Below are 23,881 nucleotides of genomic sequence, written 5' to 3'. Positions count from 1 at the left end.
GCTCATGTCCAGCAAGTTGCCTGAGGGGGAGCATACACGTAGCTATGTGATAAATCTTAGAAGTGTTTATAGCGCTCCCAGGAAAAAGAGAAGTAAGGTCGCGATAAGGAAGATTAGGGAGTTCGTTGCCAGGCACCTTAGATACTCTGGAGCAATAAAAATTGACCCTAGGCTTAACGAGCTCCTATGGTCTAGGAGCATCGAGAAGCCGCCTAGAAAAGTCAAACTAGATGTGAAGTTTACTGTTGAAGATGGGGAAATCTCAGAGGTCACCGTTCTACCGCAGGGAATTGGAGAAGAAGAGGCCGAATAATGAATGGTTAATGTAGAAGCTCTTTCTCTTTTTGGCACCCCAAATATAGGTGTATATATTTTCGTCAATGATAATTTTTCCCTGATACCATCGGACGCGCCTGAGAAGCTTGACCACAAGATTCGCGAAAACCTGCAAGTAGACGTCTACAGGCTAACGATTGCTGGAACCAGGCTCCTCGGAATACTCGTAGCGGGAAACAACAATGGGATTCTCTTGCCAAGGATCATTACGGATACCGAACTTGAGTTGCTAAGGAAGAACGTGGACCTTAATCTAGCTGTCCTGGAGGACGTCAGGGAGACTGGTATTGGAAACCTTGTCTTGGTCAACAACAATGGGTGTGTCGTGAGCAAGGTTCTCCCCAAACAGGCACTAGGAACCATACAGGATGTGCTAGGAGTAGAATGCATACAGATGAATATTGGGGATGTGCCCTTTGTGGGAAGCCTGGCTGTTGCTACTAATCGGGCTGTTGCTGTTCCGCCGCTGGCTACAGATGAAGAAATATCTACTATTGAGAATGTTCTAAAGGTAAAGGCCGGCATATTGACGATAAATAGGGGAAAGATGTTTCTGAAAACCGGTCTAGTAGCAAACGTAAAAGGCGCACTGGTGGGTGAAGACACTACTGGACACGAACTGATGCAACTGCAGAGGATCCTCTTCGCCTAAAATTGTTCTCCTTTTCGGAGTACATACTTATAGAACGGGTCTTTTTCGGCTTCTTCTAGTTTTCCAGCCTTAATCGACACAGCTAATTTGTTTCCAAAAATCTTTTTCATTGTTCCCAGCGACAGTTCTCTTGGGTTTATTGGTAAGGGGACACCTACAAGGGAGCGGGCCTTAGCGCCTATGACTAGACAGTCTACCTTTTCCCATTGTTTCAATGATGAGCCCTCTAGGAAGACTGTTATCGGATAGCTCCCAAGGGGCCTTGCTACAGATGGGTTTCCAACCCTTTCGACATAACAGTTTCTAATTATGGTTTTGCTTGGGTAGACCCTTCGGATCATTTCTTGGTCAAAATGTTCGCGAACCCACTTTTTGAATGCCTTTATGTATTTCTTGTTTTTCTCAGCTATCCTTGTTCCTATACTCCACATTGGGGTACCAGGTAAAGGCAACACTTCTCTTATGTTTACTCTTCTAACGAGGAGGTTTTCTTCTAGGATTCTGAGAAGAAATTCCTTGTTTAGCCTAAATGTTTTTGCGGTCTCGCCTGGAAGCCCCAGGACAAAGTTTATGCCTGGCAATAGTTCTGGCGAGCCGTTCCATCCCCTATTCTTCCCGACCTCATTTACAAGTCTTACTGCCTCGATTACCCCATCGGCATCGTTGCCAAGGTTGTTTGCCTTTGCTACGTCTGGATCTGCACTCTCTAGGCCAAAAGCAGCGACATCCCCTGGGGTATGATATTTTACGATTTTTCTTAGGGCTTCCTTGGCCTTTTCCTTGTGCAGGTATATTGTTGCAGGATTAACATTGTCTATGTGAAGCATCTCTGCGTCAGGCGCGGCAAGCCTTACATGTCTCATGAGCTCTTCTATCTTCTCGGGGTCTGGCTCAGGAAACTCGACTTCGTTTACTCCTCGGCCCTTGTATACAAGGAAATCTGCTTGCCGGCCCAGCCTGAACCCCTTTACGCCGAGCTCATACAGGGCCCTGACTTCTAGCGCTATATCGCGCGGCTCTCGGAACACGACCCTGCCGAACCTCGGCTCAATACAAAAGCTACATCCACCCGTTACCCATCGTGGACAAGACCTATATGTCTCAATCTCTGCTGTAAGATTGTATCCCAGGTTCGGGTGCTGTAGAACGATTCTCGCCCCCCTCACCGCGAACTGGTTCACTAGGGTATAGTCCCTAGAAATAGCGTATTTGTCTACCTTTTCTAGGCTTTTTTCCCTCATGTAGTCATATATGACTAGCCAGGGGTCTCCGGGGGCTACAAGGTCATATGCGTCGAGGAACTCTTCACGTGGGACAGCCCTTTCTCCCCCAGACTTGCCGAAACCAAAACGGACAAGCGGTCCAAGAAGTATCTTTTTGGGTCTTGATACCTGTCGTGGTATACGGAGAATTTCCTCTAATGTTATAGGGGTGCCACCTAGGTATTTTCCAGGCACAGTGATGCCGCCGAAGACGACTAGCAGGTCGCTCTTCTCTACTGTGCTGAAGAATTTTTCCTTTAGGCGTCGGGCCTCGTCAATAGTGAAATAGTGGATTGTCGCAGTTTTCTCGACGCTCCAGATTGCACCAGCGATGTAGCGAGGATATATGTCTATATATGGTGGTACACCCAGCCCCGCAGGCTCATCGTTATAGCCGTCGAGAAGCACAACTTTAGTCATTCATCTCCCGTCGAAGTTATCTTCTTTTATTGTAGCCTGCCCCGCCAACCCAGCCAATCTTTTTAATTTCTATCCCATCTCTGAAATAAACCCCGCGACCTTCTTCTACTTTCCCAATAACAGTAAATCCAAGCTTGGCGACAGTTGACTCTTCTTCGGCGGGTATGGTAAAAATGAAGTTGTATTCTTCGCCTGAATTGTAGAGAACCTCGTCCAGTATTCTCTCCTTTGGGATGCATTCCTCGGCGAGCGGGTGTAGAGGTATATGATCAATTATCAGTTTGACGCCTGAGGCTTCGGACAGGTAGTGTAGCGACAAAGCCAAGCCGTCACTGTTATCTATGGCGGCATGCACATTTTCTTTTAGGGCTAGCCACTCTGCCGGCTTAGGCAATTGCCCCCAACCGTATTCCTCTAGCATTTCCCTTGTGATGCTACAATTAACACTGTTTTGTCTATAGTAATAGTATAGTATTGCTGAGAGCCCCACTCTGCCCGAAACTGCCAGCAAGTCGCCCGGCTTTGCACCCCACCTGTTAGCAATTTTTCCCTTGGCGAAGCCAAAGACTACTATATCGGCTCTGAGGCTTCCAGTCTCCGCTATGTCTGTGTCTCCTCCAAGGATACGTAAATCATACCTCTTAGCCACGTCGATTATTCCATTGTAGAATTCCCTGCAGGACTCAATAGACATTGTGGCTGGAGCCCTAATAGCTGTGAGGATCCCTCTGGGAACAGCTCCTTTCACCAAAACATCGCTTAGAGAACCAGTGGCAGCGCGTCTACCAGCTATCCGTAGAGGTACAAAGGGGTAAAGGTGAATAGTGTTCTCAAAAGAATCCACATTGATAACTATTTTTATCTCGTTGTGCTCAAAAAAGGCGGCATCGTTCTTTTGGATCCCCAGTTGACTTGTAACCCAGTCTATGATGATATCCTCGCGTAAAACATTCATTGCTGTTTTTCCCATTTCTTAAAGGTCTCGTACAGGATAAAAGCAACTGTCAAAAGGAAAAGGGTGTAGATCAGCCACATCATATATGTTTGATAGGCTGTTAATCCGTCTCCAGGCGGTTGCTCCCAGTTAAGTATGTATGCAAGGGTTTTATATGAAAAGTAAGAGACCACGATAATCGCTATTATTGTGAGTAGGCCAAGCAGAGCCTTGGGCACGGAATATTTTTCTTGCCTGCTCATTGGGCATCTCCACATCGAAGCAACCAGACAAGTTATTAAGCTTTATCAGATTGTTTCTAGTGAAACACTAAAAATGTATAGAGACCATCAGAAAAGAGAAGCAGAGATACTTGAGGTAAAGAACTATATTCCATACAAGAGAACACGCAGTGGACAAATCCAGCTAGCATTAGCAGTAAAAGAGACCTTCGAAGACAAAAAAATTCTCTTAGCCAGGTATCCGACTGGAATCGGTAAAACAGTCTCTGTGATTGCTGGCGCGCTGGCGGCAGGTGCTCCCAAGATAATCTACCTCGCCCGGTCCAGGTCACAGTTTCAGGCCCCGGTTCGAGAAGTTAAAAGGCTGGAAGCTGTAGGCATCAATGTTCCCACAGTGGTATTAATGAATAAACAGAAGTACTGTCTCTTGAAGGGTGCTTCTAGGCTGGCTTATCAAGAGTTTCTCCATTTCTGCTGGTATAAGAGGAAGACGGGGGCATGCCCCTATTCTACAGACATAAAAACAAAGATGGAGTTGCCGGAAATTTTGACTCCTAAGACTTCCCGCGAGCTGGGACTTGGATCCGGTGTTTGCCCCTTCGAGGTTACTTGGAGTAATTTGAAAAACGCTAGACTCATTGTTGCTTCCTATCCGTATATTTTCAGCAGTGATCTGAGGAAGCGTTTAGAGGAGGCTCTCGGGGGTAGCCTCGGAAACTCTATACTGATAATTGACGAGGCCCATAATCTTCCAGGCTTTATAGTTGATGCCGAGAGCTATCACCTCTCGGAGAATGATCTGAAGAGGACTCTCTCGCTTGTTCGAAACTCTAAAGCGTCAGCAGAAATAATTAGTGAGCTTGCCCATGCTCTGAATTATTTGAGACGGTACAGGCACAAGGTGGGACCAACTTTTAGCATTTCAATAGACGAAGTCTTGCAAAATATGCCTTCCCCAGAGTCCCTCTCAAGATACCTTTTTGGCTCCGACCAACCGGCTGAGACCTCAACATTTATTTGGCGTGTCTACACCTTCCTGCAGGCCCTGAGAGGCGCTTCACATGAATACATAGCTTCTGTTACAGCTGGCGATGAAGGTGTCTCTTTGAGGTTGACTCTTGTAAACCCGCGTAGGGTTGGTTCTCAGGTCTTCTCTTCAGTGAGAAGCGCAGTACTGATGTCAGGTACACTGCCCCCACGTGAATATCTCCAGGTAATGCTCGACATACCTAGCGACCGTATACTAGAGACCAGCTACCCAAACATTTGGGGGAGCAATGTCGAGGTAGTCATTGTGGAAGGACTCACGTCTAGATACACAGCTAGAACCGAGGAACTATACAGGAGGTATGCGAAGGCCATCGATCTGATTTTTAGCTATCCAGGCGTCAAAAAAACGGTTGCTGTCTTTCCCTCATATTCTTTCATGCTGAATATTGTCCCCTATATCCAGTCCAGGCCCCTCGTCTTCGAGCGCCGGGACACTTCCCTAAAATCCATGATCGAAAAGGTGCTTGAAAACGAGAAGATCCTAGTCTGCGTAGTTGCAAGGGGAAAGTTTGTCGAAGGAGTCGAATACACCGTCCGCGGAAAATCCCTTATCGACACAATAATTATAGCTGGTCTACCCGTACCCGAGCCAACACTTGAAAATGAAAAAATGTATGAACTGCTTTCGGAAAAGCTTGGAAGCAGAGACCTGGCGTGGAAATATGTGTACCTTTATCCAGCATATATGCAGGTTGTCCAGAGCATTGGTAGAGGAATAAGGAGCGAGAAAGACAGAGTCAAGGTCTACGTTTTGGATGAACGCATGAAGGGAGAGGGAGAAGCATACCTATCAAGCTTTGACTTTATGGTTAAAATGGGAAAGCTCCCACTGTAGCTATACAAACTCTACGTTTGCGTGCCTCTTCTTCATGTCTTCTTCTCCGACGCCAAGGATATTCATCAATGCATAGATTACACCGTCGAAGAATATCATCACGCTGTCTTCGAAGAGTGTTCCCAGTGGCGCCAGGGGCTCGTACATTCCTAGAACCTGCCTAGCGAAGTAGTCTGTCTCCGTCGCGACCTTTGTTCTTCCGGGAATAACGACCACGTGGTCGCTTATTTTGCCTAGGGGCGACTCGGCAAAAGATGTTACAGCTACAACTTGTGCCTTTGCTCTTTTGGCGGCAGAGGCCACAGATAGAACGATCTGTGTGCTACCGGATCCGCTCACAGCTACTAGGACGTCTCCCTCAGAGATTGACGGCGTGATTGTCTCGCCGACGACGTAGACATTGAAGCCTAGATGCATAAGCCTCATCGCGAATGCCTTGCCTACAAGGCCGCTTCTACCTGCACCCACCACGAGGATTTTACGTTTATTTGCAAGCGCTGATGTAAGGATTTTCAGAAACCTTGTCACGGACTCTTTGTCTATCTCGTTTGAAACTTTCTCGACATACGACGCTATACTAACCATGGCCTTTACTACGTCTTCTGACACGTTTCAATAGGCTACCACAACAATAATAATGTTTCTGTAATACTTGAATGCGTTAATCCCCTGTAGCTACTTGCAAAAAAATGATGCTCAGTGGCGGGCCCGCCGGGATTTGAACCCGGGACCTGCGACTCCGGAGGCCGCCGCGCTTCCTGACTGCGCTACGGGCCCATTGATTATCAATAGGACACTAAACAAAAATATTTATTTGTTGTAAGCGTGGGCTGATAAAATACGCTGACACCAGCGCCATGTTTAAGGTTTTCTCCCGTGGTTCAATAAAAAATTTTTTAAACCAGAACACTTGATTACATCATGGTGTTGAATATGTCCGAAAAGAGTGGTGAAATCAAGTTAGACCACATTGACAGAAAGATACTAGAAATATTACAGGACAACGCGAAAACTCCCTATGCACAGATTGCTAGCCAGCTAGGAATAAGCGAGGCAACGGTACACCTCCGCATAAAGAAGCTTTCATCTATAGGCGTAATCAAGAGGTTCCAAGCCATTGTTGACCCAGAAAAAGTTGGCAGAAAGGTTACGGCCATCATAGGCGTGGTGGCGTCTCCACAGAAGTACTCTCAAGTCTTAAAAGAACTCGAAAAAATGCCAGAAATCGTCGAGATATACGATGTCGCCGGAGAATACTCTACGCTTCTCAAGGTCAGGGCAAAAAGCAAGGAAGACCTGGCACGCATCCTGGACGACATTGGCAAGATCGATGGAGTCGAAAGCACCAAGACAATGTATGTTTTAAGAGTTATAAAGGAAGACCCGAGAGTCCAAGTAGATTAGACAGCCTTCGCCGGAAATCTGGAGACGATTAAAACAATCTTTTTAAGTTTTTGAGTTTATCTAACCTCTGGGGGCCGTAGTCCAGCCTGGAAGGATGCCTGGCACCAATGGATGCAGGAATCGGGATCTCGAGACGAGAGCCCAGGTGGTCCGGGGTTCAAATCCCCGCGGCCCCACCAACTTATTTTCCAAAAAACCTGAGAGAAAGAAAGATTTTTATTTGGGGCAATAAGGAGCATCTAGGTGTCTTGATGCCAACTTGGCGATACTCAGTGGAGCTTGACCCCGAGAAAACTGTTAAGGCGTCTTTGCGAGACGTGAGCATGTCCTATAAATTCACTGTGGAGACTCTTCGCTTGATTAAGGGGAAAAGTATTGGAGAAGCAAAAAAGATCCTAGAGGAAATAATCAACATGAAGAGGGCTGTTCCGCTTAGGCGCTATAAAAAGAAGGTAGGCCATAAGTCGACTGTTTCTGGTCCCGGGCGCTATCCAGTGAAAGTTGCTAAGAACCTGTTGAAGTTGCTGGATAACTTGGAAAACAATGCGGAGTTTAAGGGGCTAAATGTTGAAAATGTACGCATTGTTCATGCGGCTGCACATAAGGGAATGAAGATACGGAATTATCTCCCAAGGGCTTTTGGGCGTGCAACGCCTTATTATGATCAGCTTGTTCATGTAGAAGTTATAGGTGAAGAAGTAAGCTAGGTGGTCAAATGTCCAGCCTTGCACGTAAATATGTAAATCAAGGCCTCCAATACATGATGCTTAACGAGTACCTGCAACGTCAGCTTGCACGTGCAAACTATGTGCATGCACAGTTCTTTAAGACCCCGATAGGCACCAAAGTCATTGTATATGCTGGTATTCCTGGACTCGTTATCGGAAGAAAAGGAGCCAACATAAAGGCACTCTCTGACGTTCTAGAAAAAGAATATGGACTGGAGAACCCACAGATAGACGTCGTCGAGGTTCCCAATCAGGATCTCAATGCGAAAATAATGGCATACCGCGTTGCACGTGCACTTGTAAGAGGAGTCAGGTTCCGTAGAGCGGCGATGATAGCCCTAAACAGGATAATGGCGGCGGGTGCAAGGGGCGCCGAAATAATTATCAGCGGGAAGCTTACCAGCGAGCGACACCGCACGGAAAGATTCACTAGGGGATATGTTCCAAAGAGCGGAGAGCCTGGCGAGGAACTCGTAGATGAAGCTGTGGTCCACGTCCTCTTGAAGCTTGGAATGTATGGTGTAAAAGTCAGGATCATGAAGCCTGCAAGGATGCCTGACATGATACTTGTACGTTCACAGGTACCTCAGGGTGGTGAGGCATGAGTAGTATAGAGGATATCCGTAAAATGACAAGGGAAGAACGCGAGAAAAGACTGCAGGAGCTTAGAGCTGAGCTTGCACGTCTAAAGGCGCAGGCCCATAGAGGTTCTCTTGAGAATCCTTCATCCATAAGGAAGATTAAACGCGAGATTGCACGCATATTGACTGTGATGAACGAGGAAAAGCTGGGGATAAGTAAGAGCCAGGTAGCCGCTACCGCCGAGAAGCAATGAAAATAACTCCTAGAAACATTTTGAGACATGAATTGATTGGTCTCGAAGCAGAAGTTGTTGATTCTACTAATCCTTTCCAGATTGGGATCAGAGGATTTATACTAGATGAGACCTACAAGACACTTGTTATCGGCTATCCAGGTAGGCGAAAGCGCCGAGTTTTCAAGAGCCAAGTTAAGTTGCGTGTCTGGCTTCCAGATGGGCAAGTCGTGAAGATAGATGGTAGATACTTGTTGGGGCGGCCAGAGGAAAGATTAAAGAAGAAGCTATATGAGTGGTGATGTGTTCTCTATAAAAACGTTTTTATATAGCTGGTCATCCTTTTATCTCCGCGTCTGGTGATATCCTGATGGCAAAGAAGAAGGGCGTTGGAATCCCTGGAGTCCAGCCTCCTCAAAACAAGTGCGATGACCCACTGTGTCCATGGCATGGCCAGCTTCCAGTGAGGGGACAGGTTCTCAGGCTAAGAGTCGAGAAGATGAGAATGCAGAATGTAGCTGTAGCTGTTCACGAATACCTGCACTACAACGAGAAGTATAAGAGGTATGAGGTTAGAAGGAAAAAGAAACATGTACGTGTGCCGCCCTGCATCTCCGTTAAGCCTGGAGACGAAGTAATAGTCGCCGAGACCAGGCCCCTAGCAAAATCGGTTTCATTTGTCGTGATTGGTAAAGCTTAGAGGTGGTATAGGTGGCGAAAAGAGGACCGAAAGCTGTCGGTGTCTCGTATAGGCTCGGACTTACACCTGGAGTATTCATGGAAAGCCTCGTCAAGGTTGCAGACAACTCTGGAGCTACGCTCGCAAAGGTGATTGGTGTCCCACACTACAAGGCCGTTTGGCGCAGGATTCCGGGAGCTGCGGTCGGCGACATAATTGTCGTGTCGATCAGGGCCGGTAAACCAGAGCTGAGAAAACAGGTTATGAGGGCAATCGTTATACGCCAGAGAAGACCATACAGGAGGCCCGACGGAACCTGGGTCGCCTTCGAAGACAACGCCGTCGTAATTATTACTCCCGAGGGAGAACCCAAAGGAACAGAAATCCGTGGACCCCTCGCCAAGGAGGCCGCCGAGCGCTGGCCAAAACTCAGCGCAATGGCCTCGATAATTGTCTAGCTAGGCGCCCCTTTTTGCTCGAAGTCAAAGTCGAATTTTTACTAAAGGAGCTGGCAAGAAAACTATTTCTAGACAAGAATGTTTCTCTAGAAGACCTTGCTAGAACCACAGGTCTATCTGTGGAATTCATAAAGACAACCTTGGAAGGTCTAGGTGTAAGGACTGAGAACAACATTGTCACAGAGGAGCTACCATGGCTTATAATCAAGTCCTGGATGTCGAACTATGATATAGCTTCCCTCGCCCTGAGTTCTGGATGGAGCACTTTCGAGGAACTATGTTCACGTATAGCCGAGCTGAATGGCTTCCAGGTACATAGGAACTACCGTTTCTCACTTGGGGGTAAGAGACACGAGATAGATGTTCTCGCATACAGAGAAAACATGCTACTAGCTATAGACTGTAAGCTATGGAAAAGAGCGCCCAGATCTGCCCTTAAAAGGGCTGCACAGGCACAACTCGCCCGCACCTCTTCACTAGCAAAAATCCTGTCCTCTGGAACGCCCTTCCCGTGGAGACTCGCCAACCCAACATATATTTTTCCGCTGGTGACCAACCTCTACGATACTGGAGCAATAATTGAAGAAGGAGTACTGATTGTCGGCCTCCGAGAATTCAAAAACATCCTCGATAATGCTAGCTACCTGGCACTCGTCGACATTGGATGCAAACCTCTAAGGATAGAGCCTCCAGGCCTATTATGAGGAGAAAAAATGGCGGGCCGGCCGGGATTCGAACCCGGGGCCTACGGGTTAAGAGCCTCGACCATTTTTATCGACCGCCGCTCTACCTAGCTGAGCTACCGGCCCTATCAAGCTAGCATTCCATAGTATCAACAGTGGTAATAAATTTTTTTCTTTCCATGTCTAAGAAAATGTTGTTGACGTATGGAGGAGACTGATTGGAGCTTGTTAAGAATGAAGTCTACAAGTGAGTGTAGGAACATGCTCTCCTATTCATGGGGATACTTGTTTTACGAGGATCCCCCTCTGTCTGTAGATAGGGCCATCGAGGCGATTAATGATTCACGTTTTGGCAAGAATATTATCTTGGTAGGAGACGTCGTTTCTGTCAACTTTTTTAGGAGGGGATGGGGCGACATATTCGTCGTGGATTCTAAGACTAGGAGAAACATTTCTATACGCCAGGAAGACGCGTATGGAACATTTTTGAAGTGTAAGAATCCGGCCGGAACTATTTCTAGGGAATGTTTTGAAGTTTTCAAGACTGCTTTCAAGCTGTTAGAAGAGAAAAAGACCCCCATTTTCGTTCAGGTTGATGGCGAAGAAGACCTACTTTCACTTGTAGCACTATACTTATGTCCTGCGGGAGCATCATGGATTATTTACGGACACTTTAAGGGCTTTATCTGCGCTATCCCCTGTACTCCATATTTTAAGAATGTCGCTAAGAGGCTCATCGAGGGGTGCTTCGAGAAGCGCTAAACTAACATATTCAACGTTTTTTCTCAGAGTCGATGAATACACTCCCACGGCCCTGGCAAACTCCTCGATCGTTATGTTTCCTATTTGTTGCTTAAGCAACAAGTAGGCAAGCGCGGATACTACATTGCGTCTCGACCGTCCAAGAAACTGTAGGCGAAGCATATTGACGTATTTCTCCAACAAGAGCCTGGTCTTCAACTCGCCCACACCATAAACACGAGCCAATCTACTGCTAATGTCTTCAATAACGCTTCCCCACGTCTCAGTTCTGTAATTTGACCTGTGCATCTCACTTAGAATCTTGAGAGCCCGCCCAACAGTTACACGTGAATTAGCTTCTCTAAATGCCTTCACCACTTTCAACAAAGAGATGGACCTATCATATTCACGTAGTTTGAGGTACACGAGAACTACTAAAAGAGCGATTCTGTCCCTTTTTATACGCTTAGACAAGAAGACAAATTCTCTAAGTATATCGTTCCGCAGCTGTTCATTGATGTTTAGTATCAAAGAAACACTGGCAAGCTTTCTTCGAGCTCTGATAAACAATGATTCCTCTCTAGTGTAAAAGCTACGATAAGGAAACTTTTTTACATGCTTTATATTGATTCCTTGCTTCTCTTCGATAGCTATGCTTTCAACAACGTAGCCACACTCTGAACAAACATATTCTCCTGTCAGCGGGTTCAAGACCACGATTCCATTGCATATCGGGCATCTCATATGAAGCTTGGTTGTTAAATGCCTTAAGAATACTGTAGACATCAATGGCTGGGGGGAGGGGGTAGGGGGTAACAAAAATGGTGCGGCCGCCGGGATTTGAACCCGGGTTCTGCGGCTTGGGAGGCCGCCATCCTACCAGACTAGACTACGGCCGCCTCAACTCTATGATAAATGGGACAAATTAAAAAATCTTTCCAGTGCTCATGCCTTCCACGCTTCATCATTTAAATCAATCTTCAGACTGGTGTTCCAAGTCATTGCTAAGCTATAAATGTAGAAAGATTTTTTAGTGTTTGTGGCGAAAAATATATTATGAGCGCGGAACACTCTGCCGCAGTAGCCTATGTTCTGATAAATTGTGACATAGGTAAGGAGAAGGAAGTTCTAGAAGAGTTAAAGAAAATACCTGGCGTTATAGAGGCACACCTACTCTACGGCGTCTACGACATCATAGTTAAGGCAACGGGCAAAAATAACACAGAAATCAGAGAAATGATACTTACAAAAATAAGGAGAATACCAGGAGTAAAGCGCACCTTAACAATGCCTGTCGTCGAGTAACAGCCAAAGACAGCTATTTGTCCTGAAGCGGAACCAGGATAATTTTTCCTTCGTGAAATAATATCCCAACCTTGTCCTCGATCCTAAATATCCCTTCACTCTTTTTGACATCTACCTCGTATACCTTGTAGTCCTTATCCATTACGTATACTTTTTCATTTTCAACCGCAACAATAATGCCCCTCTGAATCTCTGAGGCTCTTGCAACTGTAGACGTCTGCGAAATGAAACTCTTTAAAAGCACTACACTCTCCACAACATAACTGTCAAGGTCTAACAGGAAGACTCTCTTTGAGTCGATATCCTTTACCAGGTAGTAACGATCCCTATACTTTATAACGTCGCCCTTGGTAAAGCCGGGAAGCAACAGTCTAAAGGTGACCTGGAACTTTTCTTGCCCACTAGAATCAACGCCTACCTTTTTCCCAGTCTCCAACGTATCAAAGTACATCTTATGCGATAAGTTATTTACAAACTCTTTAGCTGCACTTATAGTAGAAAAATAAAGGTCAAACCCGCCAGACTCTTCCTTAACTTGCCACGGAGACAAATCAGCCCCTTTACCTTTCATCGACGCTGTTTGCTCGAGAAGACCCAATAGTATGTTTTTTTCTCTCTGTGTTAATTCCCTGTTGCTTGCTCTAACTTGGACTATCGCCCTCTTGGCTTTTGAGACTCTTCCCAGACATGCATCACAAATAGTGTATTCCATTTTTACAGGAATTTCGTATTCCTCTTGGTAGAATTGCTGTATCTCTGGGTGCACTTTGCCAGTGACTGTGAGCTGCATAGAGCCTTGTCTCGGGTAAATCTTTATGTCAATGTCTCTTATTTCACCCCTAAGCTTCACGATGTGTTTCAGATCCTTCCTTATTTGGTCTAGTAGTTCTTCCTCTGTATCACTCCATGAACCTTTATAACCTAGCCTGCCACACTTCTTGCAAATCTTTAGAGTCAACTCAGCCTTTTTTTGCTCCACCATCGGGTGATGCTTGACGTAGCAGTCTGGGCAAAGACCGTCAATAAGCCTCTCAGTCCTCCTGCCACATATAGGACACACAAAGACACGCTCTGACATTTCCCCCTCATCCCTCACAGTATCTCCGACTTAAAGACCTGCACATAGGGAATACCGGCAACAAACATTGCTGCTTGTCTCGCTAGTGGAAATATTTCCTCAACAATTTTTAAACTTACCTCACCTATAACGGTTACCGAGTCTGCCTCCGAGATGTATTTTTTCAGCAACGGGCTGTCAGCATCAATAAGACTGCCCCCGAAAAATTCCTCAGTAACTTTGAACTTCACCTTGCCGTGACGGAACTCTTTCCCCAGAAGCTCAACGTCGCAAATAGCAAGCATCCTGTATCCTCCACTCGAATGAAGCTTATAGTAGACCTTTACGCGTTCCTTCCCCAGTGGCTCCACTTTTTATTCCTGTAGTCTTTCTACGCAAACAAAACACTTAAACCTCACGCTTCATACAAAAGATGAATGATGAAGGTTGGTATTTAGGAGCCTAAAGCAATGAACTGTGACATCAAGACTGACAGCTTTTGTCTATTCTCTAAGGATAGTGTTCAGCTCGCCGCGGACAACAATCCCCTTCCCTTTAACAATGTCAAAGACAAATAACTGGGGCGGCACCGGTCTCCACCTCATTTTTCGAACATACAGTGTCCTGTAAAATGCGTTCTTAATCCTCTCAATACCAAGCACAAAGACTCCCGTAGCAAGGAACTCTTCTACACCATACCTACTAAGAGCGGTGCTACCAGTAGGTATCTCAGACACTATAAGCGTCGTAGCACCGATACGTTTCTCCAGGTTAATGATAAGGCTCTTGATGTATTCACGGGTCCATGCTACGTCGCCCTCATTGACAATTAGGGGTGCAACGGGATCTATAACTAGTCGCTGCGCGCCTATCAACCTAGCCTCTCTAAGTATGCCGTCAACGATTGACATAACGACTGTATCGACCGGCTTGTTCCTCATCTTCTCCACAAAGTCAGGCATCAATGTAAGTATTCTCAGCTTCCTAGCCTTGATGAATTGCTCAAAGTCCCATCCAAAATCGTAGACACCGTTCATAAAGTCGTCATACTCCTCGTCTACGAGGACATAAATGCCTGGCTCGTTAGACCGGAGACCCTCCATTAGAAAAGTCAAACTGAAAAGCGTCTTGCCGGTTCCTGTCTCGCCTGTAACCAAGTATGATCTTCCACGCAGGATACCCTTTATCCGTTCGTCTAAGCCCTCGATGCCTAGCTTGGCAAGCTGGTATCCCCACTTCCTTGTTTCGTATTCCCGCGTCTTCACCTGTGGGGTTTCTTCGCTTACCTCTTCGGGGACCGGAATCTCCTCTGGAACTGGCGAAGGCAACTTGGCCCTAGGATTTTTCTTGACACTACTCATAGCTACCCCAGCTCTATGGAACGTACACTCTAAAAAGTTTAGCGCGTAGGAATCCTTTTTATCCACGTTCTTTAAGGTGTCCACACGATAACAACTAAAATCTATAAGCTAATACAGGTTCATAGTACTATGGACAGAATACCTGGAGAGGAAAATGTTGTACATAAAGTCCCCAGAAAAAACACTCTAAGGATTGGCGTTTTGTACCCATCCTTTCCCCAAGTTGCATTAGACTCGCTTTCGTTCCAAATGCTTTACTACTGGCTAAACTCTCACGATGAAATCTACGCCGAACAAGTAATGCTTGATTTTGATGGAAATCCTATCCCCCACACACTAGAAACCGAGACATCTCTAAAAAAGCTGGACTATATAGTTGTTACCGTACACTACGAGCTAGACCTTGTCAATATCCTGCGCATTCTCTTAGATGCGGGAGTCGAGCCTTACAGTTCAAAGCGGGAAAAACCCATAATAATAGCGGGAGGTCCCCCCATAATAGCTAACCCACTCCCTGTTTCCCCTTTCATAGACGTTTTGGTAGTCGGAGAAATAGAATCAACGCTTCCAACACTTATCAACCAGATATACACCTATGGAACAGAAAAGGAGAGACTTCTAGAATCTCTAGAGCCTTCAAAGGGCTTCTTTGTACCCTCTTTTTATACAGGAGAGAAAGTAGTTCTTAACTATGCACACAGCTTGCCCAGAGAATTCCACCCCTCAATACAGCTTCAACTCTCAGATACACGTGCAAAGTGGAAAAACAGGACAGCCGTCGAAGCTTCGAGGGGGTGTTTCAGGCTATGCGCTTTTTGCCTTGAGGGACACATTTTCTATGGCGTGCGGGAACGCCCGCTAGACCAAATAAGAGACATCGTCACGGAGGGGCACGCATATAACCACTCGAGGCACGTTAAACTTGTAAGCCTCTCATTCTTTGACCACAAAGGGGCAGACTCTATTCTCGAATGGCTGATTTCTCATGGCTACAGCTTCTCCATTCCATCTATTCGAGCAGAGACACTCAACGAGAAGAGGCTAGAATACATCAAACAGGGGGGACAAAAAACATTAACCATAGCCCCCGAGACAGGGTCGCTCAAGCTCTCAGCATTAATAAGGAAAAGGCTAAGCATTGAACACGCAACAGACATCTCGCTTACAGCCAAAAAGCTCGGTTTCACGGGCCTCAAAGTCTACTTAATGATAGGCCTCCCTGGCGAAACCGAGGACGACATAGACCAGACAGCACAATACATCCAGAAACTTGCGGAAACCACGGGATTCAAGGGCGAAAGACAACTAAAAATAACTATTAGCCCCTTTGTCCCCAAGCCCCACACATTCCTGCAATATGCACCATTTATTGGCATACAAGAGGCAAGAAGAAGAATAAATCTACTTAGGAAAAAACTTGGAGGACTTGCAGATATAAGGACTTATGACCCGAGACTAGCCCAAATACAGACAATCATTTCTCGCGGAGACCTAGACCTTTCAAGAACACTTATCGAGTGGGCTCTCAACGATGGAGGGCTCGGCGGATGGAGAAAAGCTGTGAGGCTGACAAGGCTCAATGTAAACCGATACCTGGAGCCAGTTTACAAGGACCCCCCATGGAGTTTTATTGAGTTCCCAAATTTGCCACGCAGTTTGAAATTCTTTTCCAGTACTCGCGGATAACGTATACACGGGTAGGCGCATAGCCTTCAGATACTATGCTTCTAAGTAAAGTTTTACGGCTCGAAATGAGAGGGACCATGTTCCCATCGTCTATGATGTATAGTTGACTGGGGTCTTTGAGTGGAGAAACTTTTCCCTCGTAAACAAGTATGTATTGCTCTGGGACGCCACACTTGCTGGATAAATATTCTTCTAAGTCATGTTTCACTAGATGCTCAAATATTTCACTGGACGGCTCATCGTTTCCAGGTAGATACTCCAATATAAGCTTTGGAGGAATTCTCTCAATAAACTGCCTAGACAAATATCCTACTTTCTCATTGTTGCTCCTCATAGAATCTTTGAGCATCGAAAGCAAAGAAACATCGTCAAATAGGCACCAGGATAATTTATCTCTCAGTATTTCCTTCGGTGGTTCAACTAGACCTTCTTCTAGCATTAACTTGTAGATTCTCTGTAGGAGAGCCTCAAATCCACTTACAGTCTTATGATAATAAACTGTTTTAAATAACTGGAACCTTGAAATCAGCAGACTTTCCAGTGCCGTCTCGGAGCCCCTAGCAAATGCCACTATCCACTTTGCCCCACTCTTAACAAGCCTGACCGAGCGGATAACACGTCCCACGTCTATTTTCCCATAAGCTACACCTGTATGTAACGCGTCACGCAACATGTAGTCGATCCTGTCCGAGTCAACCTCTGAACAAACAAGGGGGCTTAACTTGTCCTTTCCCCTCAAAATTTCTACAACTCTATCGGCGAAATCCCCAAGTTTCTCTTTCAAAAAATTCTCGATAAGAAAAACTGTGACCTCCTCGTGGTTAACTGACAAAGTATGAGAAAACGGCATATGTCCAATGTCATGTAGCAACGCAGCCAGCCTCAGTGCCTGAAGATCAGCCTCGTCTACTACACCTGCGTTGAGCGCCATAAGGGACGCCACATGCATGGTGCCGATTGAATGAGAAAACCTCGTGTGTGTTGCTCCGGGAAAAACTAGATCGGCGGGACCAAGTTGTTTTATTCTTCTCAGTCTCTGAAAAATACAGTCGCTAATAGCGAGTAGCTCTATCGGTGTAACGTCTATAAAGCCGTGAACCTCGTCGTATATCTCCTTCTCGAATGTTAGAGGTGGAACCCGTCGTGTCATTGCCTAGCAATCTATTTATCGGAGTTCTGAATAATATTTTTGGTGACACCATAATGAGTTACGAGTTTGACGACTGGTTCAAGAGAATAAGGAAAATGATGGAAGAATTTGACAAAATGTTCGAAGAAATGCTACGCGAGCCGATGTACTTCAGCGGAGAGGGAAAAAGCGGAAAAGTCATTGGACCCTACTACTACGGCTTCAGCGTAGAGATAGGGCCTGACGGCGTCCCAAAGGTAAGAGAATGGGGAAACATTAGACCCGGACACGTGAGGCCAGTAATCAGAGACACTATTGAGCCATTCACAGACGTGTTCGACGAGGGAGACCACTATAGGATAATTGTAGATGTGCCCGGAGTTGAAAAGGACAAAATAAACATCGAGGCCACCGAGCGGTCCCTCACCATAACTGCGAGCAATGACCGGAAATACTACAAGGAAGTATCGTTTGCTGAACCTGTGAACCCCGACACGGCAAAGGCACAGTACAGGAACGGAGTCCTAACAATCACGATCGAAAAGAAAGAGAAAACCAAGAAAGAAAAAGGAGTAAAGATAAAGGTCGAGTAGCTACAGAGCTATTTTCAGCTCTTCCCCGATTTTTGGAACATATGTTTCTTTTCCAAGCTTCCTACTGAGTTCTGCAAGTTTCAACGCTGACTCTTCTTCGCCGTGTACAAGCACCACTTTGGCGTCTTTCTTCGCCAAGCTCAGAGTTTTAACTAACTCGTCGTGCCCACAGTGAGCACTAAAGTCAAACCACTCTATTCTAGCCTTCACGGGGCCCCGCTTGGTTGGAGACGCATATATCCCAGTCTCGATAACTTGGCGGGCAGGTGTCTCGGGTATTACGTAACTTACGAATATGACCGCATTCCGACTGTTTTCCATTATCTTCTCCATGTAGAATTCACTGGGACCCCCCTGCAACATTCCAGCTGGCGAGATGACGATGCCAGGCCCGGAGAGAATCTTTTTGCGGTGATCCCAGTCCCTAACTTTGATGGATTTCTCGACGGCTTTCTGGAATAGCTTCGGCTCCCTTAAGAGGTCGAGGTTTTCCATTATTAAGTCGTTTGCTGCACGTGCCATGCCGTCTACATATATGGGCACATCTATGTCGTATTTTGCTAGGACACAGAGTATCTCCTGTGCACGCCCAATAGCGAAAACCGGTACAAATGCGATGCCGCCGTTACCTACAACCTCAAGCACCGTATTGATGAATGCCTTTTCAGCCTCTTCCCTCGGAGGATGGTTATACTCTGCATACGTAGACTCCATGATTATTAGGTCTGCTTTGGATATGTCGTTCGGATTGGCGCCTCTAAGGAGACACGTGTCATGTAACGAGTAATCACCCGTATAGAGAATATTCAGCGACGGGGACTCTATCTGTATCATTGAGCTTCCAGGAATATGTCCAGCATCAATCATCTTGATACTTATATCATTTACCTCGAAGTATTCTCCATAGTTTAGAGAAACGAGATTATCAAGCATTTTTTCGACCTCAACTATCTCGTATGGAATGTAGTATTTAGACAACTTCATAAAGTCCCGTATGAGGAGGTCGGACAATGTTGCCGTGAGAGGCGTAGAGATGAATGGAATGCTTCTTGATACATATAGGAGCGGCACGGCGCCACTGTGATCCAGATGTGCATGTGAAACTGCTACAGCGTCTAGCCTTTTTGGCGGGACTGGTAGCGGGAACTGGGGTTCTTCTCCCTCTATGCTTACCCCGTAATCAAGCAACAACTGTTTTTCTTCTATTCCTAGAAGTATAGCTGACCTACCAACTTCTCTGGCCCCACCGAGGAACTTCAAATTTACATCAGCCATTTTTTAGCCCTAGACTTTCAGCCACTAATCTTTATTTTTATGTTTAACTTTAAGCCAAGAAACACGCGGAGCAAAACATTTTTTGCTACATTTTCAATGATACCAAATATGGCTTCGTTTGATAGCATTGCCTATAGCCTGTTCGGATGGGCTGGCGAAACAATAGTAAAAATGTTCCCCAACCTGAAAACGGACATAGCTACCGCTGACATGAAAATATATCCACAAGCATATGCGGCTAAAGTTGTACTCTTCTCGCTACTAGCACTAGTCATAGGGTTCGTCTTCGACGTCCCAATAGCCCTCATTCTTTCGAGGGCTGGCGTGAATCTAGGAGGCCTCGTTGCAACGAGCATTTCTATTCCCCTGCTTCTGGCTGGAAGCGTTTTCGGACTCGGACTTATCTATCCCAAAATAAAGCTGTCCAATAGAACCAGCAGGTTTGACCTAGAGGTTCCATACCTGTCTGTCTACATCACCGTCATGGCTACGGGTGGAATCTCTCCATACACGAGCTTTGAGAGGCTCGCAAAGGCGCCTCAAGTCCTCTTTGCAGAAATAAAGAAAGAGGCAATGAACTTCTTCCTCAAAGTCAAGGGCATGGGTCTAGACCCTTTGACAGCGATAGAGGAAAGCGCGAAAAATGTCCCACACAACGGCTACAAACAGCTGATGCTAGGCTATGCTGCGACACTCAGGTCTGGTGGAGACGTTGTCCACTATCTTCAGCGCCAAACCGAGGTCATGCTTAGAGAGCGTGTCTCACAGATGAAGGCGGTTGGCGAAAGGATTGGCGCATTAATGGAGTCCTACATGGCTATTGTACTGCTAACCTCGATGACAATGTATGTTCTCTACGTTGTAAACATGGCACTTGCACAGGCTGGGATGGGACTAGCCGGCGGAGAAATGCAGTTCATAATGTTTTCTTATATATTGATGCCTATGCTCTCGGGAGTTTTCCTTTATCTAGCCGACCTCATGCAACCCAAATATCCCATCTACGACACGACCCCCTATCTAGTCTACTTTGCGGTCGGCCTTCCTATCACCGGCTTCCTATTCGTAGCCATGGTTCTACCCTTCGCAGTCCCACCACCTCTCTCCACAATGCTTGGAAACATTTTCTCACCATTCGTGGCTATCGTCCTGGGAATCTCGAAGGCTCTTGGACTCAGCAAGGGATACGAGAGCGGCGTAGGCATGACTTTGGCACTTTCCCTGGGACTCCTACCAGCAATGATTGTAGAGTCGCGATCCTCAATAAAGTTCGGCGGGATACAGTACGGAATGACAAGGTTTCTCAGAGACCTAGTAGAAGTAAGGAAGACCGGTATGGCTCCAGAAAGATGCATCATAAACTTGAAGGACAGAGACTATGGTAAATTTACACCATATCTCCAGGAAATGGCTAAACAGGTGGGCTGGGGAGTGTCATTACACAAAATATTTGAGAGGTTCTCAAGGGGCATGAAGAACTGGTTTGCACTTATTTCCATGTTCTTGCTTGTCGAAAGCATAGAGGTGGGCGGAGGGACACCGCAGACCCTTGAGGCACTTGCAAGCTATGCCGAGACTCTTGAACAGGTAGAGAAAGAGAAGAGGGCGGCCCTGCGTCCCCTAATGCTTATGCCGTACGTAGGTGCACTCATAATCACAGTGGTTGTCCTCATACTCGTAGAGTTCATGGGCTCAATGCTCAAGTTTGCCGGTACAGCTATCTCGACATCACAGCTTATCGGAATGTTCCTCCCGCCAGTAATCATAAACAGCTACCTCATGGGCCTAGTCGCCGGAAAGATCAGCGCTGAACGTGTGGGCGCAGGCTTTAAGCATGCATTCCTGCTTCTCTTGGCAAACCTGGTCGCGATGATGATTGCGCCACAGATAACAGCAGGAATGATGCCGAAGCTGTAAATGGGGTGTTTTTTGTGGCTATACTCGTCACTGGAACACCTGGTGTCGGGAAGACTACCGTCTCACTGGAGCTTGCAAGGAAGACAGGCAAAAACTACGTGGATATAGCTGACATTGTAAAAAGGGAAAAATTTTACAAGGGCTACGACGATGTGACTGACTCACTAATAGTTGACACGGCGAAGCTAAAGAAATACCTCCGAAATCTGTTGACATGCAACGAGGTAATCGACACACATGTCGTCGAGGCTGTGCCACAGGAAAAAGTAACACATGTCTTTGTCCTGAGGCTGGACCCAGTCAAGCTGATGAAGCGACTAGAGCAACGTGGATATAGGGCTTCCAAGATAAGGCAAAACGTTGAGGCCGAGATATTGGACAGTATACTTATAGATTCTGTCAAGCTTTTTGGGACAGAAAAAGTTTTCGAGATCAATACTACGGGTAAAGATGTTTCTGAAATTGTTCAAATAATATATAGTATTCTCCAAGGTAATGTTGATGAATTTAAACCTGGAAACGTGAATTGGTTGCAAAAATATTATTTTCTTCTTGAACAACAATAGGGGTCAATTTTAAATAGTAATAACCCCCACAGATTATGCATAGAGATGGCGGGGAAAAATAGAGGGGTGGGAAGAGGCGGCGTAGGGCGCCACCTCATCGTAGAGATGTTCGAGTGCGATGGCAAGCTACTTGACAGTATCGAAGTAGTCAAAACTGCTCTTCTCGACGCAGCAGTAGCCTCAAACAGCACCGTCGTTGGATTCGACTTCTACAGGTTTAAGCCACACGGTGTAAGCGGCTACGTGCTCGTAGCAGAATCCCATATCTCTATCCATACGTGGCCAGAATATGGATACGCCGCGGTCGACGTTTTTACTTGCGGCGAGCACACAGACCCATGGAAGGGACTAGAGATACTCAAAGAAAGGCTAAAAGCGAAAAAAATGACTATACTTTCAATTGACAGAGGGGTCGGCATAGAGCAATATGCAGGCTACTGGACACCGCAACCAGAGCAAAAAGTGCTGGCGAAGACTCCTTGAGCCCCTCAACGCACCAATAAGTATGCCGCATTGAAGAGCGAGTGTAAAATATGAACAACTTTTTCTGATTCTTCTTCTGAAATACGCCCAGGCACACAAATCTCGATCACTGGCTGACTTCCTGTCAAACACTCCGCTTTGCTTTGCTCATTCCCTAATCCCACACCGGATACTCCTAGTTGTTGAAGAAGTAGCTCCGCCAGGGTTCTGTGCTCCTGTGCGGCATCTCCTAGAAGCTTTATTCCCCAATTCTCACAGCATCGGAGAACAACTGTAACCACTGGGTTGAGCGTGGATATTTCCTGGAAGAGTTCCTGTAAAAATGGGAAACAAAGCGGGTCTTTAATGCCGTCCTCGCTGTAAAGAAAAACATCCACATTTTCGCCAGAGACTGTCATGACTACCTGGTTATATAGTGGAAAACTTGTGGAAAGGTTTCTAAGCAGATCCTCTAGTTCCCCTCTAGACAGCTCAACACTCGAAAACACAACTAGGAGATTACCATAGAGGTAGACCTCTTTCTGGCCGGCTGAATATATCTTTTGGCTTCTTTCCCGCAACTTCTCAATGCCCTCGGCAAGTGAAGAAAAATCTTCACCCAAAACCTTGGCTATCACGTGTTCAGCCCCTAGCACATTGCTGGGAACCCCAGATGGAACAAGCAGTATATGCGTGTCCCCGTCAAACCTGACAAGGGCATCACTAATTATAGTGGTCGTTGACAAACATTGCCAGTCAACTCCGCCAACAAGAAAGATCACTGGCTTGTCTCTGTCTCCATACTCGAAAACCAAGGCTTTTTCTCCAAGCCAGTCCCAGTACTCCCTGAAAGTGTGGGCCTTCCTAGCTAGGACATCATACAAATGGCTGAGATTGCTCATAATCCACCACTGCAATTCTTCTAGCGTGGTCTTTATATTTTAGCGTATATCCAGGGCAAGAAAAAACCGCGCAATAAAACAAAAAATTTAAACCCCTCAAGATAATTTTCTTTTAGCCTTAAGCCCGGTGGTGTAGCGGCCAAGCATGGCGGGCTCTGGCCCCGCAGATCCGGGGTTCGAATCCCCGCCGGGCTACCAGCCTCTTTCTATATTCTACCCGAAAAACGATACATCTACGAGATTCTGTTTAGATAGTGGGAGAAAAGCCAGAAGATGGTGGTGCGGGGGCCGGGATTCGAACCCGGGCAGGCCAACGCCAGCGGAGCCTCAGTCCGCCCCCTTTGTCCTAGCTCGGGCACCCCCGCCAGTAAAAAACTAAACAACCCAGAA

Annotated in this window: 29 protein-coding genes and 6 tRNA genes; 20 read left to right on the top strand and 15 right to left on the bottom strand. The window is 46.3% G+C overall.

What is annotated here, in order from left to right:
* Positions 1–4: 4 nt before the first annotated feature.
* Positions 5–313: a 50S ribosomal protein L31e gene (locus tag QXT17_RS04900; RefSeq protein ID WP_342783835.1), complete on the top strand. Its 309-nt coding sequence runs from the start codon at positions 5–7 to the stop codon at positions 311–313.
* 3 nt (positions 314–316) lie between these two features.
* The gene (locus QXT17_RS04895) at positions 317–988 is read left to right on the top strand and encodes a translation initiation factor IF-6 (RefSeq protein WP_342783836.1); all 672 of its coding nucleotides are present in this window, start codon (positions 317–319) and stop codon (positions 986–988) included.
* Here QXT17_RS04895 and QXT17_RS04890 read toward each other — a convergent pair.
* The 3 genes from QXT17_RS04890 to QXT17_RS04880 are packed head-to-tail and all read right to left on the bottom strand — an operon-like array spanning position 985 to position 3,867.
* Complete coding sequence (locus tag QXT17_RS04890) at positions 985–2,670, bottom strand: radical SAM protein (RefSeq protein WP_342783837.1); 1,686 nt, start codon at positions 2,668–2,670, stop codon at positions 985–987. The two genes, QXT17_RS04895 and QXT17_RS04890, sit on opposite strands and share 4 nt — an antisense overlap.
* Positions 2,671–2,686: 16 nt before the next feature.
* A complete protein-coding gene (locus QXT17_RS04885; RefSeq protein ID WP_342783838.1) occupies positions 2,687–3,640 on the bottom strand; it encodes a thiamine-phosphate kinase in 954 nt (317 codons plus the stop codon).
* Positions 3,622–3,867 carry a hypothetical protein gene (locus tag QXT17_RS04880; RefSeq protein ID WP_020962347.1) on the bottom strand — a complete coding sequence of 82 codons (246 nt, stop codon included), beginning with the start codon at positions 3,865–3,867 and terminating at the stop codon, positions 3,622–3,624. Before QXT17_RS04880 ends, QXT17_RS04885 begins: the two co-directional genes overlap by 19 nt.
* 73 nt (positions 3,868–3,940) lie before the next feature.
* On the opposite strand from QXT17_RS04880, the gene QXT17_RS04875 reads away from it, so the two are divergent.
* A complete protein-coding gene (locus QXT17_RS04875) occupies positions 3,941–5,731 on the top strand; it encodes an ATP-dependent DNA helicase (RefSeq protein WP_020962348.1) in 1,791 nt (596 codons plus the stop codon).
* Here QXT17_RS04875 and hxlB read toward each other — a convergent pair whose 3' ends face one another.
* Together hxlB and QXT17_RS04865 are read right to left on the bottom strand one after the other, a co-directional pair.
* The gene (gene hxlB / locus QXT17_RS04870) at positions 5,732–6,340 is read right to left on the bottom strand and encodes a 6-phospho-3-hexuloisomerase (protein WP_020962349.1); all 609 of its coding nucleotides are present in this window, start codon (positions 6,338–6,340) and stop codon (positions 5,732–5,734) included.
* 91 nt (positions 6,341–6,431) lie between these two features.
* Positions 6,432–6,508 (bottom strand) — tRNA-Arg (locus tag QXT17_RS04865).
* Positions 6,509–6,664: 156 nt separating this feature from the next.
* On the opposite strand from QXT17_RS04865, the gene QXT17_RS04860 reads away from it, so the two are divergent.
* From QXT17_RS04860 to QXT17_RS04820, 9 genes are all read left to right on the top strand, one after another.
* Positions 6,665–7,135 carry an Lrp/AsnC family transcriptional regulator gene (locus QXT17_RS04860; RefSeq protein WP_020962350.1) on the top strand — a complete coding sequence of 157 codons (471 nt, stop codon included), beginning with the start codon at positions 6,665–6,667 and terminating at the stop codon, positions 7,133–7,135.
* A gap of 70 nt (positions 7,136–7,205) precedes the next feature.
* Positions 7,206–7,314, top strand: a tRNA-Pro gene (locus QXT17_RS04855).
* Between the two features lie 72 nt (positions 7,315–7,386).
* Complete coding sequence (locus QXT17_RS04850) at positions 7,387–7,842, top strand: 50S ribosomal protein L22 (RefSeq protein ID WP_020962351.1); 456 nt, start codon at positions 7,387–7,389, stop codon at positions 7,840–7,842.
* An 8-nt stretch (positions 7,843–7,850) separates the two neighbouring features.
* Complete coding sequence (locus QXT17_RS04845; protein ID WP_052885505.1) at positions 7,851–8,468, top strand: 30S ribosomal protein S3; 618 nt, start codon at positions 7,851–7,853, stop codon at positions 8,466–8,468.
* Entirely contained in the window at positions 8,465–8,698 is a 234-nt protein-coding gene (gene rpmC / locus QXT17_RS04840) for a 50S ribosomal protein L29 (protein WP_020962353.1), read from the top strand. The genes QXT17_RS04845 and rpmC overlap by 4 nt, the downstream gene beginning before the upstream one ends.
* Positions 8,695–8,979: a ribonuclease P protein component 1 gene (locus QXT17_RS04835; RefSeq protein WP_020962354.1), complete on the top strand. Its 285-nt coding sequence runs from the start codon at positions 8,695–8,697 to the stop codon at positions 8,977–8,979. The genes rpmC and QXT17_RS04835 overlap by 4 nt, the downstream gene beginning before the upstream one ends.
* Positions 8,980–9,047: 68 nt before the next feature.
* Complete coding sequence (locus QXT17_RS04830; protein WP_020962355.1) at positions 9,048–9,377, top strand: 30S ribosomal protein S17; 330 nt, start codon at positions 9,048–9,050, stop codon at positions 9,375–9,377.
* Between the two features lie 11 nt (positions 9,378–9,388).
* Entirely contained in the window at positions 9,389–9,814 is a 426-nt protein-coding gene (rpl14p, locus tag QXT17_RS04825; RefSeq protein WP_020962356.1) for a 50S ribosomal protein L14, read from the top strand.
* A 14-nt stretch (positions 9,815–9,828) separates the two neighbouring features.
* Positions 9,829–10,518, top strand: a complete 690-nt coding sequence (locus QXT17_RS04820; protein ID WP_020962357.1) for a hypothetical protein — start codon at positions 9,829–9,831, stop codon at positions 10,516–10,518.
* 10 nt (positions 10,519–10,528) lie between these two features.
* On the opposite strand, the gene QXT17_RS04815 is transcribed toward QXT17_RS04820, so the two are convergent.
* A tRNA-Lys gene (locus QXT17_RS04815) sits at positions 10,529–10,623 on the bottom strand.
* Between the two features lie 78 nt (positions 10,624–10,701).
* Between QXT17_RS04815 and QXT17_RS04810 the strand changes: the two genes are divergently transcribed.
* Entirely contained in the window at positions 10,702–11,259 is a 558-nt protein-coding gene (locus QXT17_RS04810; protein WP_148682016.1) for a DUF359 domain-containing protein, read from the top strand.
* On the opposite strand, the gene QXT17_RS04805 is transcribed toward QXT17_RS04810, so the two are convergent.
* A complete protein-coding gene (locus QXT17_RS04805; protein ID WP_052887188.1) occupies positions 11,149–11,982 on the bottom strand; it encodes a TFIIB-type zinc ribbon-containing protein in 834 nt (277 codons plus the stop codon). The two genes, QXT17_RS04810 and QXT17_RS04805, sit on opposite strands and share 111 nt — an antisense overlap.
* Positions 11,983–12,060: 78 nt before the next feature.
* Positions 12,061–12,137 (bottom strand) — tRNA-Gly (locus QXT17_RS04800).
* Between the two features lie 157 nt (positions 12,138–12,294).
* On the opposite strand from QXT17_RS04800, the gene QXT17_RS04795 reads away from it, so the two are divergent.
* Positions 12,295–12,543 carry an Lrp/AsnC family transcriptional regulator gene (locus QXT17_RS04795; RefSeq protein ID WP_020962360.1) on the top strand — a complete coding sequence of 83 codons (249 nt, stop codon included), beginning with the start codon at positions 12,295–12,297 and terminating at the stop codon, positions 12,541–12,543.
* Between the two features lie 13 nt (positions 12,544–12,556).
* On the opposite strand, the gene QXT17_RS04790 is transcribed toward QXT17_RS04795, so the two are convergent.
* From QXT17_RS04790 to QXT17_RS04780, 3 genes are all read right to left on the bottom strand, one after another.
* Positions 12,557–13,621 carry a 60S ribosomal export protein NMD3 gene (locus QXT17_RS04790; protein ID WP_148682018.1) on the bottom strand — a complete coding sequence of 355 codons (1,065 nt, stop codon included), beginning with the start codon at positions 13,619–13,621 and terminating at the stop codon, positions 12,557–12,559.
* 14 nt (positions 13,622–13,635) lie between these two features.
* Positions 13,636–13,971: a DUF424 domain-containing protein gene (locus QXT17_RS04785; RefSeq protein WP_020962362.1), complete on the bottom strand. Its 336-nt coding sequence runs from the start codon at positions 13,969–13,971 to the stop codon at positions 13,636–13,638.
* Between the two features lie 132 nt (positions 13,972–14,103).
* Positions 14,104–14,961, bottom strand: a complete 858-nt coding sequence (locus QXT17_RS04780) for an ATPase domain-containing protein (protein WP_342783886.1) — start codon at positions 14,959–14,961, stop codon at positions 14,104–14,106.
* Positions 14,962–15,090: 129 nt separating this feature from the next.
* Here QXT17_RS04780 and QXT17_RS04775 point away from each other — a divergent pair, with 129 nt between their 5' ends.
* Positions 15,091–16,647 carry a radical SAM protein gene (locus QXT17_RS04775; RefSeq protein ID WP_342783885.1) on the top strand — a complete coding sequence of 519 codons (1,557 nt, stop codon included), beginning with the start codon at positions 15,091–15,093 and terminating at the stop codon, positions 16,645–16,647.
* Here the strand turns inward: QXT17_RS04775 and QXT17_RS04770 are convergent.
* Complete coding sequence (locus QXT17_RS04770; RefSeq protein WP_342783884.1) at positions 16,589–17,797, bottom strand: HD domain-containing protein; 1,209 nt, start codon at positions 17,795–17,797, stop codon at positions 16,589–16,591. The genes QXT17_RS04775 and QXT17_RS04770 overlap by 59 nt on opposite strands.
* A 53-nt stretch (positions 17,798–17,850) precedes the next feature.
* On the opposite strand from QXT17_RS04770, the gene hsp20 reads away from it, so the two are divergent.
* On the top strand, positions 17,851–18,369 hold the full coding sequence (gene hsp20, locus QXT17_RS04765; protein WP_020962366.1) for an archaeal heat shock protein Hsp20: 519 nt from the start codon (positions 17,851–17,853) through the stop codon (positions 18,367–18,369).
* Here the strand turns inward: hsp20 and QXT17_RS04760 are convergent, their stop codons facing one another.
* A complete protein-coding gene (locus tag QXT17_RS04760) occupies positions 18,370–19,644 on the bottom strand; it encodes an MBL fold metallo-hydrolase (RefSeq protein WP_020962367.1) in 1,275 nt (424 codons plus the stop codon).
* 108 nt (positions 19,645–19,752) lie between these two features.
* Here QXT17_RS04760 and QXT17_RS04755 point away from each other — a divergent pair, with 108 nt between their 5' ends.
* The 3 genes from QXT17_RS04755 to speD are packed head-to-tail and all read left to right on the top strand — an operon-like array spanning position 19,753 to position 22,610.
* A complete protein-coding gene (locus tag QXT17_RS04755; RefSeq protein ID WP_052887196.1) occupies positions 19,753–21,561 on the top strand; it encodes a type II secretion system F family protein in 1,809 nt (602 codons plus the stop codon).
* Positions 21,562–21,575: 14 nt separating this feature from the next.
* Complete coding sequence (locus tag QXT17_RS04750; RefSeq protein WP_052887197.1) at positions 21,576–22,127, top strand: adenylate kinase family protein; 552 nt, start codon at positions 21,576–21,578, stop codon at positions 22,125–22,127.
* A gap of 45 nt (positions 22,128–22,172) precedes the next feature.
* Positions 22,173–22,610 carry an adenosylmethionine decarboxylase gene (gene speD / locus QXT17_RS04745; protein WP_020962371.1) on the top strand — a complete coding sequence of 146 codons (438 nt, stop codon included), beginning with the start codon at positions 22,173–22,175 and terminating at the stop codon, positions 22,608–22,610.
* Positions 22,611–22,615: 5 nt separating this feature from the next.
* Here speD and QXT17_RS04740 read toward each other — a convergent pair whose 3' ends face one another.
* The gene (locus QXT17_RS04740) at positions 22,616–23,491 is read right to left on the bottom strand and encodes a hypothetical protein (RefSeq protein ID WP_342783344.1); all 876 of its coding nucleotides are present in this window, start codon (positions 23,489–23,491) and stop codon (positions 22,616–22,618) included.
* A gap of 121 nt (positions 23,492–23,612) precedes the next feature.
* Between QXT17_RS04740 and QXT17_RS04735 the strand changes: the two genes are divergently transcribed.
* A tRNA-Gln gene (locus tag QXT17_RS04735) sits at positions 23,613–23,689 on the top strand.
* A gap of 79 nt (positions 23,690–23,768) precedes the next feature.
* Here QXT17_RS04735 and QXT17_RS04730 read toward each other — a convergent pair.
* Positions 23,769–23,856, bottom strand: a tRNA-Leu gene (locus QXT17_RS04730).
* Between the last annotated feature and the right edge of the window lie 25 nt (positions 23,857–23,881).

Origin of the sequence: Thermofilum sp., from assembly GCF_038871435.1 — an archaeon.
Classification (GTDB): domain Archaea; phylum Thermoproteota; class Thermoprotei; order Thermofilales; family Thermofilaceae; genus Thermofilum; species Thermofilum adornatum.
This window is presented reverse-complemented; position numbering and strand designations above follow the sequence as displayed.

What these genes read in the sequence shown, in the direction of transcription:
- QXT17_RS04835 (WP_020962354.1), top strand. Translation starts at nt 8,695, where the DNA reads ATGAAAATAACTCCTAGAAACATTTTGAGACATGAATTGATTGGTCTC.
- QXT17_RS04860 (WP_020962350.1), top strand. Translation starts at nt 6,665, where the DNA reads ATGTCCGAAAAGAGTGGTGAAATCAAGTTAGACCACATTGACAGAAAG.
- QXT17_RS04830 (WP_020962355.1), top strand. Translation starts at nt 9,048, where the DNA reads ATGGCAAAGAAGAAGGGCGTTGGAATCCCTGGAGTCCAGCCTCCTCAA.
- QXT17_RS04755 (WP_052887196.1), top strand. Translation starts at nt 19,753, where the DNA reads ATGGCTTCGTTTGATAGCATTGCCTATAGCCTGTTCGGATGGGCTGGC.
- QXT17_RS04890 (WP_342783837.1), bottom strand. Translation starts at nt 2,670, where the DNA reads ATGACTAAAGTTGTGCTTCTCGACGGCTATAACGATGAGCCTGCGGGG.
- QXT17_RS04790 (WP_148682018.1), bottom strand. Translation starts at nt 13,621, where the DNA reads ATGTCAGAGCGTGTCTTTGTGTGTCCTATATGTGGCAGGAGGACTGAG.
- QXT17_RS04775 (WP_342783885.1), top strand. Translation starts at nt 15,091, where the DNA reads ATGGACAGAATACCTGGAGAGGAAAATGTTGTACATAAAGTCCCCAGA.
- QXT17_RS04895 (WP_342783836.1), top strand. Translation starts at nt 317, where the DNA reads ATGGTTAATGTAGAAGCTCTTTCTCTTTTTGGCACCCCAAATATAGGT.
- QXT17_RS04740 (WP_342783344.1), bottom strand. Translation starts at nt 23,491, where the DNA reads ATGAGCAATCTCAGCCATTTGTATGATGTCCTAGCTAGGAAGGCCCAC.
- QXT17_RS04760 (WP_020962367.1), bottom strand. Translation starts at nt 19,644, where the DNA reads ATGGCTGATGTAAATTTGAAGTTCCTCGGTGGGGCCAGAGAAGTTGGT.
- speD (WP_020962371.1), top strand. Translation starts at nt 22,173, where the DNA reads ATGGCGGGGAAAAATAGAGGGGTGGGAAGAGGCGGCGTAGGGCGCCAC.
- QXT17_RS04810 (WP_148682016.1), top strand. Translation starts at nt 10,702, where the DNA reads ATGGAGGAGACTGATTGGAGCTTGTTAAGAATGAAGTCTACAAGTGAG.
- hsp20 (WP_020962366.1), top strand. Translation starts at nt 17,851, where the DNA reads ATGAGTTACGAGTTTGACGACTGGTTCAAGAGAATAAGGAAAATGATG.
- rpmC (WP_020962353.1), top strand. Translation starts at nt 8,465, where the DNA reads ATGAGTAGTATAGAGGATATCCGTAAAATGACAAGGGAAGAACGCGAG.
- QXT17_RS04845 (WP_052885505.1), top strand. Translation starts at nt 7,851, where the DNA reads ATGTCCAGCCTTGCACGTAAATATGTAAATCAAGGCCTCCAATACATG.
- QXT17_RS04885 (WP_342783838.1), bottom strand. Translation starts at nt 3,640, where the DNA reads ATGGGAAAAACAGCAATGAATGTTTTACGCGAGGATATCATCATAGAC.
- QXT17_RS04780 (WP_342783886.1), bottom strand. Translation starts at nt 14,961, where the DNA reads ATGAGTAGTGTCAAGAAAAATCCTAGGGCCAAGTTGCCTTCGCCAGTT.
- QXT17_RS04795 (WP_020962360.1), top strand. Translation starts at nt 12,295, where the DNA reads ATGAGCGCGGAACACTCTGCCGCAGTAGCCTATGTTCTGATAAATTGT.
- QXT17_RS04770 (WP_342783884.1), bottom strand. Translation starts at nt 17,797, where the DNA reads ATGACACGACGGGTTCCACCTCTAACATTCGAGAAGGAGATATACGAC.
- QXT17_RS04880 (WP_020962347.1), bottom strand. Translation starts at nt 3,867, where the DNA reads ATGAGCAGGCAAGAAAAATATTCCGTGCCCAAGGCTCTGCTTGGCCTA.
- QXT17_RS04850 (WP_020962351.1), top strand. Translation starts at nt 7,387, where the DNA reads ATGCCAACTTGGCGATACTCAGTGGAGCTTGACCCCGAGAAAACTGTT.
- QXT17_RS04900 (WP_342783835.1), top strand. Translation starts at nt 5, where the DNA reads ATGTCCAGCAAGTTGCCTGAGGGGGAGCATACACGTAGCTATGTGATA.
- QXT17_RS04875 (WP_020962348.1), top strand. Translation starts at nt 3,941, where the DNA reads ATGTATAGAGACCATCAGAAAAGAGAAGCAGAGATACTTGAGGTAAAG.
- QXT17_RS04805 (WP_052887188.1), bottom strand. Translation starts at nt 11,982, where the DNA reads ATGAGATGCCCGATATGCAATGGAATCGTGGTCTTGAACCCGCTGACA.